The sequence below is a fragment of the Actinophytocola sp. genome, from assembly GCF_036378875.1.
Taxonomy (GTDB): Bacteria; Actinomycetota; Actinomycetes; order Mycobacteriales; family Pseudonocardiaceae; genus Actinophytocola.
The window spans coordinates 323,697-338,889 of record NZ_DASUVO010000101.1 but is presented as its reverse complement, the minus strand read 5'-3'; the positions used below and the strand labels follow the sequence as shown (position 1 = coordinate 338,889).

15 protein-coding genes are annotated in these 15,193 nt (G+C 70.0%); 8 read left to right on the top strand and 7 right to left on the bottom strand.

Translation table 11 applies throughout. The features are described from left to right. The first annotated feature begins 31 nt into the window (after positions 1–31). Together VF106_RS30785 and VF106_RS30780 are read left to right on the top strand one after the other, a co-directional pair. On the top strand, positions 32–1,180 hold the full coding sequence (locus tag VF106_RS30785; RefSeq protein ID WP_330843374.1) for a sensor histidine kinase: 1,149 nt from the start codon (positions 32–34) through the stop codon (positions 1,178–1,180). Further along, positions 1,177–1,842 carry a response regulator transcription factor gene (locus VF106_RS30780; RefSeq protein WP_330843373.1) on the top strand — a complete coding sequence of 222 codons (666 nt, stop codon included), beginning with the start codon at positions 1,177–1,179 and terminating at the stop codon, positions 1,840–1,842. Before VF106_RS30785 ends, VF106_RS30780 begins: the two co-directional genes overlap by 4 nt. Here the strand turns inward: VF106_RS30780 and VF106_RS30775 are convergent. After that, positions 1,839–2,297 (bottom strand): hypothetical protein, encoded by a 459-nt coding sequence (locus VF106_RS30775; protein WP_330843372.1) that lies wholly within the window; start codon positions 2,295–2,297, stop codon positions 1,839–1,841. The genes VF106_RS30780 and VF106_RS30775 overlap by 4 nt on opposite strands. A gap of 131 nt (positions 2,298–2,428) precedes the next feature. Then, positions 2,429–3,019, bottom strand: a complete 591-nt coding sequence (locus VF106_RS30770) for a phosphoribosylanthranilate isomerase (RefSeq protein ID WP_330843371.1) — start codon at positions 3,017–3,019, stop codon at positions 2,429–2,431. Positions 3,020–3,103: 84 nt separating this feature from the next. Between VF106_RS30770 and VF106_RS30765 the strand changes: the two genes are divergently transcribed. After that, positions 3,104–3,268 carry a hypothetical protein gene (locus VF106_RS30765; protein ID WP_330843370.1) on the top strand — a complete coding sequence of 55 codons (165 nt, stop codon included), beginning with the start codon at positions 3,104–3,106 and terminating at the stop codon, positions 3,266–3,268. Positions 3,269–3,537: 269 nt separating this feature from the next. Here the strand turns inward: VF106_RS30765 and VF106_RS30760 are convergent, their stop codons facing one another. Beyond that, positions 3,538–4,329 carry a metallophosphoesterase gene (locus VF106_RS30760; RefSeq protein ID WP_330843369.1) on the bottom strand — a complete coding sequence of 264 codons (792 nt, stop codon included), beginning with the start codon at positions 4,327–4,329 and terminating at the stop codon, positions 3,538–3,540. A gap of 45 nt (positions 4,330–4,374) precedes the next feature. Continuing rightward, on the bottom strand, positions 4,375–5,553 hold the full coding sequence (locus tag VF106_RS30755; RefSeq protein WP_330843368.1) for an FAD-dependent oxidoreductase: 1,179 nt from the start codon (positions 5,551–5,553) through the stop codon (positions 4,375–4,377). A gap of 54 nt (positions 5,554–5,607) precedes the next feature. Between VF106_RS30755 and VF106_RS30750 the strand changes: the two genes are divergently transcribed. The 3 genes from VF106_RS30750 (at position 5,608) to VF106_RS30740 (ending at position 8,722) form a co-directional block, all read left to right on the top strand. Then, positions 5,608–6,210: a PadR family transcriptional regulator gene (locus tag VF106_RS30750; protein WP_330843367.1), complete on the top strand. Its 603-nt coding sequence runs from the start codon at positions 5,608–5,610 to the stop codon at positions 6,208–6,210. Between the two features lie 167 nt (positions 6,211–6,377). Beyond that, positions 6,378–7,736: a GlnX family signal transduction membrane protein gene (locus VF106_RS30745; RefSeq protein ID WP_414639101.1), complete on the top strand. Its 1,359-nt coding sequence runs from the start codon at positions 6,378–6,380 to the stop codon at positions 7,734–7,736. Then, positions 7,733–8,722, top strand: a complete 990-nt coding sequence (locus VF106_RS30740) for a glutamate ABC transporter substrate-binding protein (RefSeq protein WP_330843365.1) — start codon at positions 7,733–7,735, stop codon at positions 8,720–8,722. The genes VF106_RS30745 and VF106_RS30740 overlap by 4 nt, the downstream gene beginning before the upstream one ends. Before the next feature lie 514 nt (positions 8,723–9,236). Here VF106_RS30740 and VF106_RS30735 read toward each other — a convergent pair. Continuing rightward, complete coding sequence (locus tag VF106_RS30735) at positions 9,237–9,467, bottom strand: hypothetical protein (RefSeq protein WP_330843364.1); 231 nt, start codon at positions 9,465–9,467, stop codon at positions 9,237–9,239. 507 nt (positions 9,468–9,974) lie between these two features. Between VF106_RS30735 and VF106_RS30730 the strand changes: the two genes are divergently transcribed. Further along, a complete protein-coding gene (locus tag VF106_RS30730) occupies positions 9,975–12,233 on the top strand; it encodes a serine/threonine-protein kinase (RefSeq protein ID WP_330843363.1) in 2,259 nt (752 codons plus the stop codon). Positions 12,234–12,568: 335 nt separating this feature from the next. Then, positions 12,569–13,444, top strand: a complete 876-nt coding sequence (locus VF106_RS30725; RefSeq protein WP_330843362.1) for an NADP-dependent oxidoreductase — start codon at positions 12,569–12,571, stop codon at positions 13,442–13,444. Here the strand turns inward: VF106_RS30725 and VF106_RS30720 are convergent. Together VF106_RS30720 and VF106_RS30715 are read right to left on the bottom strand one after the other, a co-directional pair. Next, a complete protein-coding gene (locus VF106_RS30720) occupies positions 13,424–14,626 on the bottom strand; it encodes a metallophosphoesterase (RefSeq protein WP_330843361.1) in 1,203 nt (400 codons plus the stop codon). The two genes, VF106_RS30725 and VF106_RS30720, sit on opposite strands and share 21 nt — an antisense overlap. Positions 14,627–14,634: 8 nt before the next feature. Then, entirely contained in the window at positions 14,635–15,183 is a 549-nt protein-coding gene (locus tag VF106_RS30715) for a PaaI family thioesterase (protein ID WP_330843360.1), read from the bottom strand. Positions 15,184–15,193 lie beyond the last annotated feature (10 nt).

Below are 15,193 nucleotides of genomic sequence, written 5' to 3'. Positions count from 1 at the left end.
GCCCGACGGAGTACGCGTACGCTTCCACCACGTGAACTCCTACCGCGCGTTCTCGTTCGGGGCACTGCACCCGCTCGTGATCGTCGTGCCCATCGCGGTCGTGCAGGTCGCCTTCACCTTCGGTGCGGCGGCAGGCCAGGAGCTTCTCCACCGGGTGAACGCGCTGACGATCGTGCTGGCGCTGCTGTCGGCGGTCGCGCTCTCATGGCGTCGCCGCTACCCGATCACGGTGCTGGTCGTGGTGTACGCGTTGCTCACGACGTACTTCGCGTTGAAGAACCCGTACGGCCCGGTGTTCCTCAGCCTCGTGGTCGCGCTGTTCAACGCCACGGCGAACGGCCGGCGCCTGTACGCGTGGACCGCCGGCTACACGGCGGCCGCCGTGATGTACACCGCCATGGTCACCTTCCGCGACGACGCACCATCCTCATGGGCCGGTGCCGGCGCGATCTTCGCGTGGATCTCGCTGGTCATGGGCCTCGGTGAGCTCGCGAGGGCCCGCAGGGACCGGGCCGAACAGGCCGCCGCGGCGAAGGCCGAACAGGACAAGCGGCAGGCGAGCGAGGAACGGCTGCGCATCGCCCGCGAGGTGCACGACGTGCTCGCCCACCACGTCTCGCTGATCAACGTCCAGTCCGGGGTGGCGCTGCACCTGATCGACTCGCAGCCGGAGCAGGTTCGCGAGGCACTGACAGCGATCAAGCAGTCGTCGAAGGAAGTACTGGTCGAGCTGCGCAACATCCTCGGCGTGCTGCGCGACGTCGACCGGGCCGCGCCCCGGCACCCGGTGGCGAGCCTGGACCAGCTGGACGCGCTGCTGGAGCGGATGCGCACGGCCGGCCTGCCGGTCACGCTGACGGTCGAGGGCGACAGGCGGCCGGTGCCGAAGGGCGTGGACGCGGCGGCGCTGCGGATCGTGCAGGAGTCGCTCACGAACACCTACCGGCACGCGGGCCCCACGTCGGCGACTGTCACACTCAGCTACCAGCCGGACGAGCTACGCGTCCAGGTCGACGACGACGGCCGCGGCGAGCCGGGCGGGTCGGCGGTGGGCACCGGCAGTGGCCTGACGGGCATGCGGCAGCGGGCCGAGGCGCTGTCGGGGACGTTCGAGGCAGGCGCGCGGCCGGGTGGCGGGTTCCGAGTGCTGGCTACTTTTCCGACTGGGGGCGAAGAATGACGATCCGAGTGGCACTGGCCGACGACCAGGCGTTGGTGCGAGCCGGTTTCCGCGCACTGCTGAACGCGCAGGACGACGTGGAGGTGGTCGCCGAGGCGGCGGACGGCGACGAGGCCGTGCGGGTCGCCCGCGAGCACACGCCGGACGTGATGCTGATGGACATCCGCATGCCGGGCACCGACGGCCTGGCCGCCACCCGCACGATCTCGGCCGACCCCGCGCTGTCCACTGTGCACATTCTGATCCTGACGACCTTCGAGGAGGACGAGTACGTCTTCGAGGCCATCCGCGTCGGCGCCAGCGGCTTCCTGGTGAAGGACACCGAACCGGCCGAACTGCTCCACGCCGTGCGCGTCCTGGCCCGAGGTGACGCGCTGCTGTCCCCCGGCGTGACCCGCCGCCTGATCGCGGAGTTCGCGACGAAGGCGAAGAAGGTGCGGGCCCCCGCCGCGCTGGACGTGCTGACCGAACGCGAGCGCGAGGTGGTCGCCCTGGTCGGCGAGGGCCTGACGAACGACGAGATCGCCGCCCGCCTGGTGGTGAGCCCGGCGACGGCCAAGACACACGTCTCCCGCGCGATGATCAAACTCAACGCGCGGGACCGTGCGCAGGTGGTGGTCCTGGCCTACGAGTCCGGCCTGGTCCGCCCGGGCTGGGCCTAGCTCTTGAAATACATCGTGACAATGGGGAACGCGATGCCGAGAAACGCCATGGCCAGCTCGCGCACCATCTCCGGTGTCGCGTTCCCTTTGAACCACCAGATCGCGACCGCGAAAATGCCGAAGAGCAGGTAGACGAGGGCGTAAACGCCGCCGATCGCGGTCCGCATCCGCAGTGGCGCGTGGTCGGTGAAAGCCAGCACACCTAATCCGCTCAGCGGGTTCCTGCCGCCCGGCGGGTCGTTCGGCGCTGGTAGCCGAAGCCCGAAGCCGGCCGCCACGACCCCACCGACAAAGACGATGAGGCCGTTCCACAGGTCCGTGGAAACGCCACCGGAATTCGCGGGCGCCGAATTCGACAACGTTTCCAGTATGGCGATCCCGCCGATGATGACGAACAGGCCGATCGCCCCGAGGGCGACGATTCCGGACGCGATACTTCTGAGGAAAACAGTCATGGTGGCTCCTCCTTGAGCGCGACTATCTAGATCTAGATGTCGGCTCGAGGCAGGTTCGGTTAGGGCCTGCCACCACCACGATCGGGTGACTTATCGATTTGCTGTCACCGCAGGTCAGCGCCCGATGACCGTCAGGCTTTGGCGGCCGCCACGAACTGGGTGATGAGCGCCGCGTCCTTGACGCCACGGCTGGACTCCACGCCACTGGACACGTCGACGCCCCACGCGCCCGAGATCTCCCGGGCGGTGGCGACGGTCGCCGGGGTCAACCCGCCGGCGAGGATCCACTGACCGGACAGGCCCGCCACGGACTCGTAGTCCCAGGCCTCGCCGGAGCCGCCCCTGGGTGCGTCCACCAGCAACAGGTCCTCGCCGTACGCACCGACCCGCAGGTCGGGCGCGGAGTGCGGGACCGCGCGGATCAGCTGCCAGGCGGGATCGGCGACCTCGGTGAACGCGTCCTTGGAGTAGTCGCCGTGAAGCTGCACGGCACGCACCCCGGACTCAGCGGCGATCGCCCGGACCTGAGCCGCCGGCATGTCCTTGAACACCCCGACCGTGAGCACGGACCCGGCGGCTTCGCCCAGCTCACGCGCGGTCCGCGGGTCGATCTGCCGAGGGCTCCGCGCGAAAAGGAACCCGATCGCGTCCGCGCCGGCCGTCACCGCGGCGTCGACGTCGCCCGCCGTGCGCAGGCCGCAGATCTTCACGAACGTGGTCACGGCCCCAGCCTACGTCGCGGTGTCCTGACCTCCCGCTTGATCTCCGGCTTGGCGATCTCCGCGGCGCGGTGTAGTGTCGAACACATGGTCGAAATGGTCGCCTCGTTCATCGAGAGTCTCAGCGAGGAAGAGACCCTCGAACTCACCCGTGAGCTGGACCGCCGCCGCGAGAAGATCGACCTCTTGCAGGAGCAGGCCGTCGCTCGATTAGCACGGCTGCGAGGATCGGCACAGCCCTCGGTGGCCTAGGCAGCCAACACCAGCAACCTAGAGCGCGTTTCGGGAGTGTGCTTCGGCTAGCGCGCTCGGAAGTGGGCTTCGGGAGTGGGCTGGGGTCGCCAGTCTTTGGCGAGGGCGGCCGCCGCACGATGCCAAGGGCAGGGGTGAGGAACGAGCCCCTGGCCGCGGGCATCGTCAGGTGACCACCTACGGCAAGCAACCACGCACCCCGGCCCGCAGCCGCCTAAGCAAGCCGACCCGAGGCCTCTCGCCGGAGGCGAGAGGCGGACTTGCCCGAGCTAGAAGACACAGCCGTCTAGGACCAGGGGCTGCCATGCCGCCGCGCCCGTGCGTCCGTGCTTCGGGTCGACGCCGATGAACAGGCGTCCCCCGACGCGGACCCGCACGTGGCGGGCGTGCCAGTCGACGGCGGCGCGTTGGCGGATCCGGCCGGCGCAGCGCCACTGCTGGTCGGTGTAGCCCACGAGCGCCGAGTGCCCGTGGATCTGCCCGAAGGGCACGATGCCGTGGTAAGCCATCCACGGCTCGTGCAGCGCCGCGCCCGACTCCGCCCACAGTGGACCGGCCCGGTCGTCACGCGCGTGCTCGCCGACCTCCCAGATCAGCTCGGGCCGCTGGTTGAGCAGGTCGGCGGCAAGCGTCGCCGACATGGGCTCACCCAGTTGTCGCCACGCGGCGAGAGTCAGTCCGGCGTGGGTCACCAGCAACTCGTCGCCGTCGGCGGTGTGCACGGCCGCCGCCACGCGGAGGGTGCCGTCGGCCCACCACGTGCGCAGCCGGTCCACCTCCGCCGCGCCGATCGGCTCCCGCCAGAAGACGCTTCGACCAGGCAGGTACTGCGCCTCGTGGTTCCCGGTGAGCTGAACCCACTGCCGCGGCTGCTCAACCATGATCCGCCCGACGATGTCGAGCACACCCGAACTGTCCGGCCCCCGGTCGACGAGGTCCCCGACCTGAACCACCGTCAACCCGTCCGGCAACCGTCCACTGTGGGCACCCAGTCGTTCGAGCGCCCATCGCAACTGGTCCGCGTGCCCGCCAACATCACCGATCACGGCCAGTCTGGCCATACCCGCCCCCAGGAGATCGACAGCCGACAACACCGACTGTACGGATCAGGCAGCCAGTGCGGGCGTGTCCCAGTCGACGCGGTGGCCGTACAGCCAGTTCATGCTCTCCTCGCCCGGCTTGTACAGCTTGAAGAACAGGGGCAGCACGCGCCGCATGACCGGGCCGAGCGACTTGCCGTCCCCGTTGCGCTTTCCTTGGGACACAACACGTTCCACGCGCTTGCGGCGCAGTGACTCGTATGCGGCGAAAGCGGCCGGCACGCTGTCCGCGTCGCGCAGGCACTTGCCGAGCGTGACCGCGTCCTCGATCGCCATGGAGGCGCCCTGGCCGGACGCCGGGGAGGTGGCGTGGGCCGCGTCGCCGATGATGATCATGTTGTCGCGGTGCCAGGTCGGCACCTTCGGGAAGTCGTAGGTGTTCCAGCCCGCGAACAGCTCGTCCGTCGCGTTGATCAGGTCCCTGGGTAGACGGTCGCCGGTCGCGAACAGGTCGAGCAGTTTCTCCCGCCACGGGGTCTCGGCCAGTTCCTGCCGGGACAGCTCGTGTGGCTGACGCGGGTTGGCGAACCACCACACGTCACCGTTCGGGTGCATGACATACGCGTAGAAGCACTCGCGCCCGAAGACCATGTGCATCACGCCTGGCTCGATGTCCAGCCCAAGGCCCTTGGCGTAGCCGCCCTCGTTGCGCAGCGGCACGTACCGCGGGGCCGGCGCGTTCGGGTCGATGATCGTGCGGACGGTCGAGCGCAGGCCGTCGGCGCCGATGAGCAGGTCGGCGTGTGCGGTGGTGCCGTCCGCGAAGGTCGCGGTCACGCCGTTCCTGGTCGGGGTGGCCGCGACGAGCTTCTTGCCGTACTCGATCGGCACGCCGCGGCGCACCGCCTCGTCCCGCAGTGCGCCGTACAGCGCGGCACGCGTGATGGTCTGGGTGCTGGTCCCGTCTGGCAGGGCGGCACCGAAACCGAACTCCGCCATCGTCTTCCCCTCGCCCATGCCGAGGGTCATCTTCGTGGTCGCGAAGCCCTTCTCGCGCACCACCGTGTGCAGGTCGAGCTCGCCGAGCGCGGCGATGCCGTTGACCGCGAGCGTCAGGAACGCCCCGACGCCGTCCGCGCTCCGGTCGTACGCCTCGTAGATCGTCGCGTCGATGCCGGCCTTCTGGAGTGCCATCGCGGTGACCGGACCGGCCACTCCGCCACCGATGATCAATGCTGAAGTCATAGTATGACTATACATAATATGACTGCGAGCGCAACGGGGGTTAGGGTCTTGTCCGTGGCGAGGAGCTCCCATCGACGGTCCGTGCTGGCACTCGTGCTGCTCTCCCTGCTGGCGGAGGAGCCGATGCACCCGTACCGAATGCACGAGATGATCAAGGAACGTGGCAAGGACCGGATCGCGAACGTCGCGCAGCGCAACAGCGTCTACCAGACAATCGACCGCCTGCTGCGCGCCGAGCTGATCGCCGTCCGGGAGACCGCGCGCGACGAGCGCCGCCCGGAACGCACGGTCTACGAGCTCACCGACGCCGGCCGGGACGCGCTGCGCACCTGGACCGCCGACATGCTCGCGAGCCCGGCCCGCGAGTTCGGCGAGTTCCCCGCCGCGCTCGCCTCGGTCATGATCCTGACCCCCGAGGACGTGACGGGCCACCTGGAGAAGCGGGCGGCCGACCTCGCCAACTCGTTGGCGGCCGACCGTGCGGCCGTGACCGCGGTCCCCGACCTGCCGCGCCTGTTCCTGCTGGACGAGGAGTACTCGATCGCGGTCCGTGAGGCAGAGCTACGGTGGGTGGAGGGCGTGCTCGCGGCCCTGCGTTCGGGTGAACTCACGTGGTCGGAAGAGTGGATCCGCGCGGTCGCCGAGCGGTTCGCGTAGTCACATTCTGTGCCCGTTCACTCGCTGGCGTCACACCTTGGCTACAGACGTCACCCATTCGTCGTCGTTTCAGTGGCAGTCCACGTAGTCGCTGCACTAAGTTCCGAACCACGTCCAGGTAGCCATGAGGGGGGTACGGACATCATGAGTGGTGCCCTGGGTCACCGATGGTGACCACTCCCGTGTCCGAGGGACCGGCCACACCGGGGACACGGCGGGTACTCAGCCTGCCGGCGACCGCGGCCCGCAGTGTCCGCAAGTCGGCCGCCAGCACACCTGGCCGGCTGTTCCTCATCGGCGTGAGTCTCGTCGTGCTCGCACTGCTGACCGGCGTCGTCGGCGCGATCGCCATGCAGGAGAAGCAGAGCACGATCGACAGCCTGATCGACCACCGCGAGCCGGTCGCCGCCGCCTCCCAGCAGATCTACCGCTCCCTGTCCGACGCCGACGCGACCGCGGCCAGCGCGTTCCTCGCCGGCGGCACCATCCCGCCCGCGCTGCGGGACCGCTACGACATGGACATCGCGACGGCGGGCGCGAACCTCGCGAAGGCGTCCGCGGACGTCAGCGGCGACCCGGAGGCCGAACGCCAGGTCAACGAGCTAGCACAGCAGCTCCCCGTCTACACCGGACTGGTCGAGACCGCGCGGGCCTACAACCGGCAGGGCTTCCCGGCGGGTGCCGCGTACCTGCGGGAGGCGTCCGGGCTGATGCGCGCGAAGCTGCTGCCGGCCGCGCAGGAGCTGTACGAGATCGACTCGGCCCGGCTCACGGCCGCGCAGGACGCGGCCACCTCGGTGCCGTGGGTCGCGTTGGGGCTGGTCGTGGTCCTGCTCGGCGCGCTGGTGGTCGCCCAGATGTACCTGACCCGGCGCACGAACCGACTGCTCAACGTCGGCATGATGGTCGCGACCGGCGCGGTGGTCGTCGCGTTGCTCTGGGGCTCGGTGGCGCTGCTGCTCGAGTCGTCGCGGGTGTCGAACGGGCGGGAGCACGGCACCGGTCAGGTCGAGGTGATCGTCCAGGCACGCATCGTGGCGCTGAAGATGCGCGCCAACGAGACGTTGACGCTGGTCGCGCGTGGCGACGGCGGCGAGTACGAGGACGAGTTCCAGAACCTTTCCGAGCAGATCACCGGGGACGGGTCGAACAACCTGATCACCAGGGCCCGCGGCCTTGCCGCGGGCCAGGAGACGACGGACCTGCTCGCCGCCGCACAGAAGAACGTCGACGACTGGCTCGCCGCGCACAAGAAGATCCGCGAGCTGGACGACGGCGGCGCCTATGGGGACGCGGTGTCCCTCGCGATCAGCCCCGACGCGAAGACAAGCGCCGCGAACATGTTCACCCAGCTCGACGACAACCTGCTGAAGGCCCTCCGGGAGGCGCGACAGCAGTTCGCCGACGACACGAGCGGTGCGAGCAACGCGATGACCGGGCTGACCCCGGGCGTCGGTGTGCTGGCACTGCTCGCCGCGGCTGGGGTCACAATGGGGATCAGGGACCGACTGCAGGAGTACCGGTGAGGGCTGTTCGGACGAGCCTCGTGTTCGTGGTGCTGCTGTTCGCCGTGACCGCGTGTGCGGGTGGCGGGCGGCCCGTCGACCTCGCCAACGTCACGTCCGTACCTGGCCCGTCGCCGGTCGGCGTCGAGGAGAACCCGTCGCAGTCGGCCACGTCGACCGCACCCGCGCCACCCTGCGACCCGATGGCGAGCTTCCGTCCGCCAGCGTCGATGCCCACGCCGGGCCAGATGCCGGACGGCAGCACGATGAGGGCCATCCAGGACACGGGCAAGCTGATCGCCGGCGTTGACCAGAACACCTTCCTGTTCGGTTTCCGCAACCCGACGACGGGCTCGCTGGAGGGTTTCGACATCGACCGCGTGCACGAGATCGCGGCGGCCATCTTCGGCGACCCGAACAAGGTGCAGTTCAAGGTCGTGACGTCGAACAACCGGATCGACGCCCTGGAGAAGGGCGAGGTCCACGTCGTGGTCCGTACGTTCACCGCCAACTGCGCGCGCTGGCAGCAGATCAACTTCTCGAACACCTACTACGTCGCTGGCCAGCGCCTGCTCGTCGACCGCCAGTCGAACGTGACGAGCCTGGACCAGCTCGGCGGCAAGAAGGTGTGCGCGGCCAAGGGCTCGACGTCGATCAAGACCATCACCGAGCACCAGGCAAAGCCGATCCCGGTGCAGGTCGACAACTGGTCGGACTGCCTGATCATGCTGCAGCAGGGCCAGGTGGTGGCGGTGTCGACCGACGACACGATCCTGGCGGGCATGGTCGCGCAGGACCCGAACGTGAAGATGGTGGGCGATCGGTTCACTCAGGAGCCGTACGGCATCGGCATCCCGAAGGCGAACGTCGACATGGTCCGCTTCGTGAACGGCGTACTGGCGCAGTCCATCGCCGACGGCAAGTGGCGTGACAGCTACGACAAGTGGCTGGGCCGCACGGGCGAGCAGGCACCAGCGCCCCCGGCGCCGGTCTACCTGCCGGAGTAGGGGGTTGGTGATGGCGCAGTCATGTCCTCGCCCCGGCTGCCCGGGCGAAGTTGTCAACGGTAACTGCCAGATCTGCGGGATCGCGGTCGCCGAAACCGCGGAACAGGCGGCCACCAGACTCCGCAAGGAAGCAGAGGACCGCGCCGCCGGACTGTCGAACCCCATGGAGGACGAGGAAGGCACCGGCTGGTTCGCCTCACCCGACGTCCTGAACGAGGAAACCCCCTTCAGGGGCGGCGCCCACCGCAAACCAGACGCTGACAAAACCGCGGTGCCGCCGGACGCGACCACACCATCGATGCCGTCCCCGTTCCCCAGGGCAGGTCAGCCGCAGCCGTCCGCCGGTCAACCCCAGACGCCTGCTGGCGGTTTCGCGCCGCCTGTCGGTCAGCCGCAGACAGCTGATGGCGGTTTCCCGCCGTCCGCCAGCCACCCCCAGACACCTGCCGGTGGCTTTGCCCCGCCCACGGGCCAGCCACAGGCTGGCGGCTTCCAGCAAGCGCAGCCAGCCGGCTCACCGGCGGCGCAGTTCGCGGGTCAACCGGCTGGTTCCCAGCCAAGCCGTGGTCAGGGCCAGTCCAGTGCGGCGCAGCCAGTGCAGGCGCAGTTCGCGGGTCAGGCGGCGGGTTCGCAGCCGAATCGGGGCCAGGGGCAGCCCGGTGCCGGTCAGCCACCTGGGTCTCAGCCCGCCCAGGCCCATGCTCAGCCGGGCGTGGGGCAGTCGGCCGGTTCCCAGCCCAGCCATGGCCAGGGCCAGTCCGGTGGTGCGCGGCCGCCGAGTCCGGGACAGGCGCGACCCGGCGCAGGGCAGGCGACCGGGTCTCAGCCGAGCCACGCCCAGGGCCAGTCCGGTACTGGGCAGGTGACCAGTTCTCAGCCGGGCAGTCCCGCCCAACCCGGGGCGCAGGCCTGGACGAACCATGGCCAGCCCGCTCAGCAGTGGTCGAGGCCGGGCGCCGCGCCGAGCCAGTCCACCTCGCCGCCGTCCCCGCCGAGGGGATGGGCGCCACCTCAGCAACAAGGCACCGGCCAGGCGCAGCAACCTCCGCCGCGGGGTTGGACGCCGCAGCAACCCGGGCCGAGTCAGCCTCAGTCCCCGCCGCGAGGGTTCACGCAGCAGTCGTCGCCGCTCCGGGAAGCCGCGACGGGTTACTCGCCGCCGCGGCCGGCTGCCGGGTCGGGGCCCGCGCCGGGCATGCAGTGGGCGCCGGGCGTTCCTGTGCCCAACGTCGCGCCACGGCAGCCCGGGGTCATGCCCGACACCGCGTTGGCGCCGGACGAGCCGCTGCCCACGAGCGTGCTCGACGAGACCCCCATCACCCTCAGCGTCGATCCGCCCGCGGCGCCGCCGAGGAACCCGGACTCGCCGCCACCCACCCAGGGCGACACGCCACACACCACCGGTTCCAGCTCGTTCCCCGGCACCGGCCGGCGCACGGGTTCCCGCACGTCCGGGCGCGGTCGGCTCGGCGCCGGGCTGGTCGACGTGCCCGTGGTGCCCGTCAAGGACCCCGCGTCCGCGGTGCTCACCGACCCGGTCGTCAGCGAGAACAAGCGGTTCTGCAGCAACTGCGGCGCCGAGGTCGGCCGGACACGCGACGGCAAGCCCGGGGAGACCGAAGGGGACTGCCCCACCTGCGGCACCTACTTCAACTTCCGCCCCCGCCTGTTCCGAGGGGACCTGGTGGGCGGGCAGTACGAGGTCCTCGGCAGCATCGCGTACGGCGGGCTCGGCTGGATCTACCTCGCCAAGGACCACAACGTCAGTGACCGGTGGGTCGTGCTCAAGGGCATGATCGACACCGGCGATCCGACCTCGATGGCGTCCGCGGTGGCCGAGCGGCGCTTCCTCGCCGAGGCGGAGCACCCGAACGTCGTCCGCATCTACAACTTCGTCCAGCATCCCGATCCGAAGACCGGCAACCTCGTCGGCTACATCGTGATGGAGTACGTGGGCGGGCAGTCGTTGCGGCAGCTCGCGCTCGAGCACCACCGCGAGGTCGGCAAGGCAGAGCCGCTGCCGATCGGGCAGGTCATCGCGTACGGGCTGGAGATCCTGCCGGCCATCGGGTACCTGCACAGCATCGACATGCTGTACTGCGACCTGAAGCCGGACAACGTGATCCAGGCCGGCGAGCAGCTCAAGCTCATCGACCTCGGCGCGGTCCGCAAGACCGACGACTGGGAATCGCCGCTGTTCTTCACCCTCGGCTACTCCGCGCCGGAGCTCGCGACCGAGGGCGCCTCCATCCCGAGCGACATCTACACGGTCGGCCGTACGCTCGCCGTCCTGTCGATCGAGTTCGCCGGCTACACGACCCGCCACAAGTACACACTGCCCGGCCCCGACGAGGAGCCGCTGTTCGCGCTGTTCGGGTCGTACCACCGGGTGCTCAAGCGCGCCACGCACCAGGATCCGCAGCAGCGGTTCACCTCCGCGGAGGAGATGGCCGACCAGCTGACCGGTGTGCTGCGCGAGGTGATGGCGCTCGGCACCGGCCGCCCGAAGCCCGGCACGTCGAACGTCTTCGCCCTGGAGACCAGGACGTTCGGCTCCGGCATGGTCATCGGCGAGCGGGGTTCGCTGCCCTCGCCCGACCCGCTCGAGGTCGCGTCGATCCTGCCGCTGCCGATGGTCGACACCAACGACCACGCGGCCAGCACCCTGGCGAGCATCACCGCGACCGAGCCGGCCGAGATGGTCGCCGCACTGCAGTCGGCGCCGCAGGACTCGATCGAGGTGCGGCTGCGCATGGTCCGCGCCCGGCTGGAACTGGGCGAACTCCGTGCCGCACAAGGGGAGTTGGAGGCCGCGCGTCGCTTCGCCATCGACCCGGCGGACTGGCGCCCTGACTGGTACCAGGGCCTCATCGCCCTCGCGAACCGCAGGCCCGCGGAGGCGGTGGCCGCGTTCGAGCGCGTGTACGACGCGGTGCCCGGCGAGGTCTCGCCGAAGCTGGCGCTGGCCGTCAGTGCCGAGTACGCGGGCAACTACTTCCAGGCCGCCAGGTACTACGAACTCGTGTGGCGCACCGACCGCAACTGGGTGAGCGCGGCGTTCGGCCTGGCACGGGTGTACCTGGCGCAGGGCGCGCGGGCCGGCGCCATCGAGGTGCTTGAGTCGGTGCCGGACACGTCCAGCCACCACATCGCGGCGCAGGTGGCGGCCATCCGGATCAAGACCCGCGTGGACGAGGCGTCCCGAGTGTCCGAACAGGACCTGCACGACGCGTCCCGCAAACTCGAACGCCTGTCACTGGACGCGGAACGCGGAACGATCCTGTCGGTGGAGGTGCTGGAGGCCGCGTACGCCTGGGTCCGCGCCGGCCGCCCGGCAGGAAGTCCCGACTCGGCCAACCGAACCGTCCTGGGCTGCCGCCTCATCGAACGCGACCTGCGCTTCGGACTGGAACGCGGCTACCGAACACTGGCAAGGCTGGCGAGCACACAGGAAAAACGCCACGAACTGGTGGACCGAGCGAACGCCATCCGCCCCCGCACGCTCACATAGGGCCGGGCCGCGTTGTCCCGAAAGACGCTCTCGAATCGTTGAACGTCCTCAGCGCGTCTTTCGCGGCAGGGGCACTGACCCGGACACTGGGCGCAGCACCCGCTGGTTTGACGGAACGGCGGCCTCCGGCCCCCGGGTTCCACGCTACCGGAGGGCACCGACATTCCTGGCCACGCGAACGAGTGGCTGTGGACAACTGGGCCGCCTGTGGACAACCGGCCTCCGGCGACGCGCGCGCGGACCGCCCTTGTCGGTGCCCGCGGCTACGCTGGAAACCGGGGGCCGGCGGCCGCCCTCTTGACCTCCACCTTGGTTGAGGTCGGACGATCGAGGCCATGAGAGCAGCGGCATTCACCGAACCCGGACCACCCGACGTACTGCGGATTCTCGACGTTCCCGCCCCCGAGCCTGGGCGTGGTGAGGTTCGGGTTCGGGTCAAGGCCGCCGGTGTCCAGCCCTACGACGCGGCCGTGCGGGCCGGGTGGACGCCCGCGTACCTGTCGGACGACGACTGGCCGCGCATCCCGGGCAACGAGTTCGCCGGCGTCACGGACGATGGCGAGGAGGTCCTTGGCTACTCGACGCTCAGGTCCTACGCCGAGTACGTCGTCGTTCCGGAAGATCAGGTCACGGCCAAGCCCGCCGCCATGCCGTGGGAGGTCGCGGGTGGGTTCTCGGCCGGCGCCCAGACCGCCCACATCGCGCTCGAGGAGCTGCGGATCGGGGCAGGGGACACCCTTCTCATCCACGGTGCCGCCGGGTCGGTCGGCACGATGGCGGTCCAGCTCGCCGGGCTCGCCGGCGCCACCGTCATCGGCACCGCCAGCGAAGCCAACCAGGACTACGTTCGTTCGCTCGGCGCCATCCCCGTCGTCTACGGCGACGGACTCGCCGACCGGGTCCGCGACCACAAGCCGACCGCCGTGCTCGACGGTGCCGGTGGCGTGGCCTTCGACCTGTCCCTCGAACTGGTCGAGGACCGGAGCCGGATTCTCACCCTCGTCGAGCACGATCGCGCGGAGAAGGAAGGCGTTCGGCTCGTGCCGTTCGGCCGGTCCAACAAGCGCCTCGCCGAGCTCGCCGGGCTCTACGCCGATGGCAAGCTCAGCTTCCACGTGCGCAGGACGTTCCCCCTGGCACAGGCCGCCGAGGCGCACCGCGAGATCGAGACCGGGCACGGTCGGGGCAAGTTAGTCCTCACTCTGGAGTGAGAGCACGGTGATGTCCGGCGGCGCGCCCACTCGCACCGGCGGGCCCCAGAAACCCGCGCCCCGCGTCACATACAGCTGCGTGCCATCCACAGTGGACAGACCAGCGAGAGAGGGCTGAGCCAGCTCCACGACGTAGTGGAACGGCCACAGCTGCCCGCCGTGTGTGTGCCCCGACAGCTGCAGGTCCACCCCGTTCTTGGCCGCCTCTTCGACCTGAATCGGTTGGTGGGCAAGCAGAACCGTTGCCTGGGCCGGGTCGCGGCCGGACAGCGCGCGGTCGAAGTTCGGGCCGTCGTCACGGGTCTCGCCGGAGATGTCGTTGACCCCGGCCAGGTTGAACGTCGCGCCGCCGAGCCGGATCGCGGTGTTCTCGTTGCGTAGTGGCTGCACGCCGAGCCGTTCCAGCTCCCGCAGCCACGCGGTCGTGTCCTCGACGAAGTACTCGTGGTTCCCGGTCACGAAGAAAGTGCCTTCCCGAGAGACCAGGTCCCGCAACGGTTCCGCGGCCGCACCCAGCTCCTCGACCGTGCCGTCCACCAGGTCGCCGACGATCGCGACGAGGTCCGGTGACGTCTCGTTGATCATCCGGACGATCCGCTCGGTGTGTGCGCGGCCGCTCAGCGGGCCGAGGTGGATGTCCGACACGACCGCGACGCGGAACCCGTTGAACGCGGGGTCGAGCTTGCGCAACCGCACCGGCACCCGCAGCAGGTCCGGCGGGCCGAGCGCGTTCGCCATGCCGACCCCGACGAGGCTTGCCGATGCCACACCCGCTGTCACGGCGGCACTTCGCGCCAGGAAGAGGCGCCGGTTGACGGTGGGAGCGGGGGGTTCCGGCTCGGTCACGGTGGGCGCGGTGTCGGTGGCCGCGGTCGCCTCCAGCGGCTTCCGCTTCACCCAGCCACGCAGCGCGAGCCGCGGCAGCTCCAGTACCACCAGCGTCAGGAACAGGTAGATGACCAGCCCGAACCAGATGTAGCCGGGCCACGCGAACCACGCCGCCGACACGGGCCCGATCACGCGCGGCAGCACCAGCGTCGCGACCACGAGCACCGTCAGCACGACGAACGCGGCCGTGAGCACCCGCCGCGTTCGGCCGGGTCTCGTCGTGTCCTTGACGAGCCGCTTCCAGAGGTAGAAATGCATCAGCCCGACGAGCGCGCTGAGTACCACGGCGAACATGCGCGTCCTTAAGGGTTGATGTCGGGGTGCACGTCCCGCGGGTCCGCGGTGCCGTGCGTGGTGAAGTGGCTGAAGTCCACGATCACGAACAGCGCCCGCGCCCGCAGCGCCAGGGGGCCGTCCGGCGCGTTCAACCGGCCGTCCGCGTGCGCGTACACCTTCCGCCCGGCGATCCCGTCCATCCGGCCCACGATGTGCAGGGTCGAACCGACCGGCACGGGACGCAGGAAGTCGGTCTCCAGCCGTCCCGTCACCGCCGGCCGGCGCAGCAACTGCCCGACCGTGTTGCCGAGCGCCTCGTCGAACGCGCAGGCCAGCAGCCCGCCGTGCGCGAGTCCCGGCGCGCCCTGGTGCGACTCGGTGACCTGGAACTGGGCGACGATCGTCGCGTCCTGCCCCATCTCGGTCTGCAGGCGCAGGCCGCTTTCGACCTCGTCACCGCAACCGAAGCACTGGTGGTAGTGCGGTCCGAGCTTGCTGCCCGCCGCGGGCGTGTCGGGGTGCGGCGCCGGCTGCTCGACCTCGACCGGCGGCCATTTCGGGGGTACACGGCTCACCCCCCAAGCC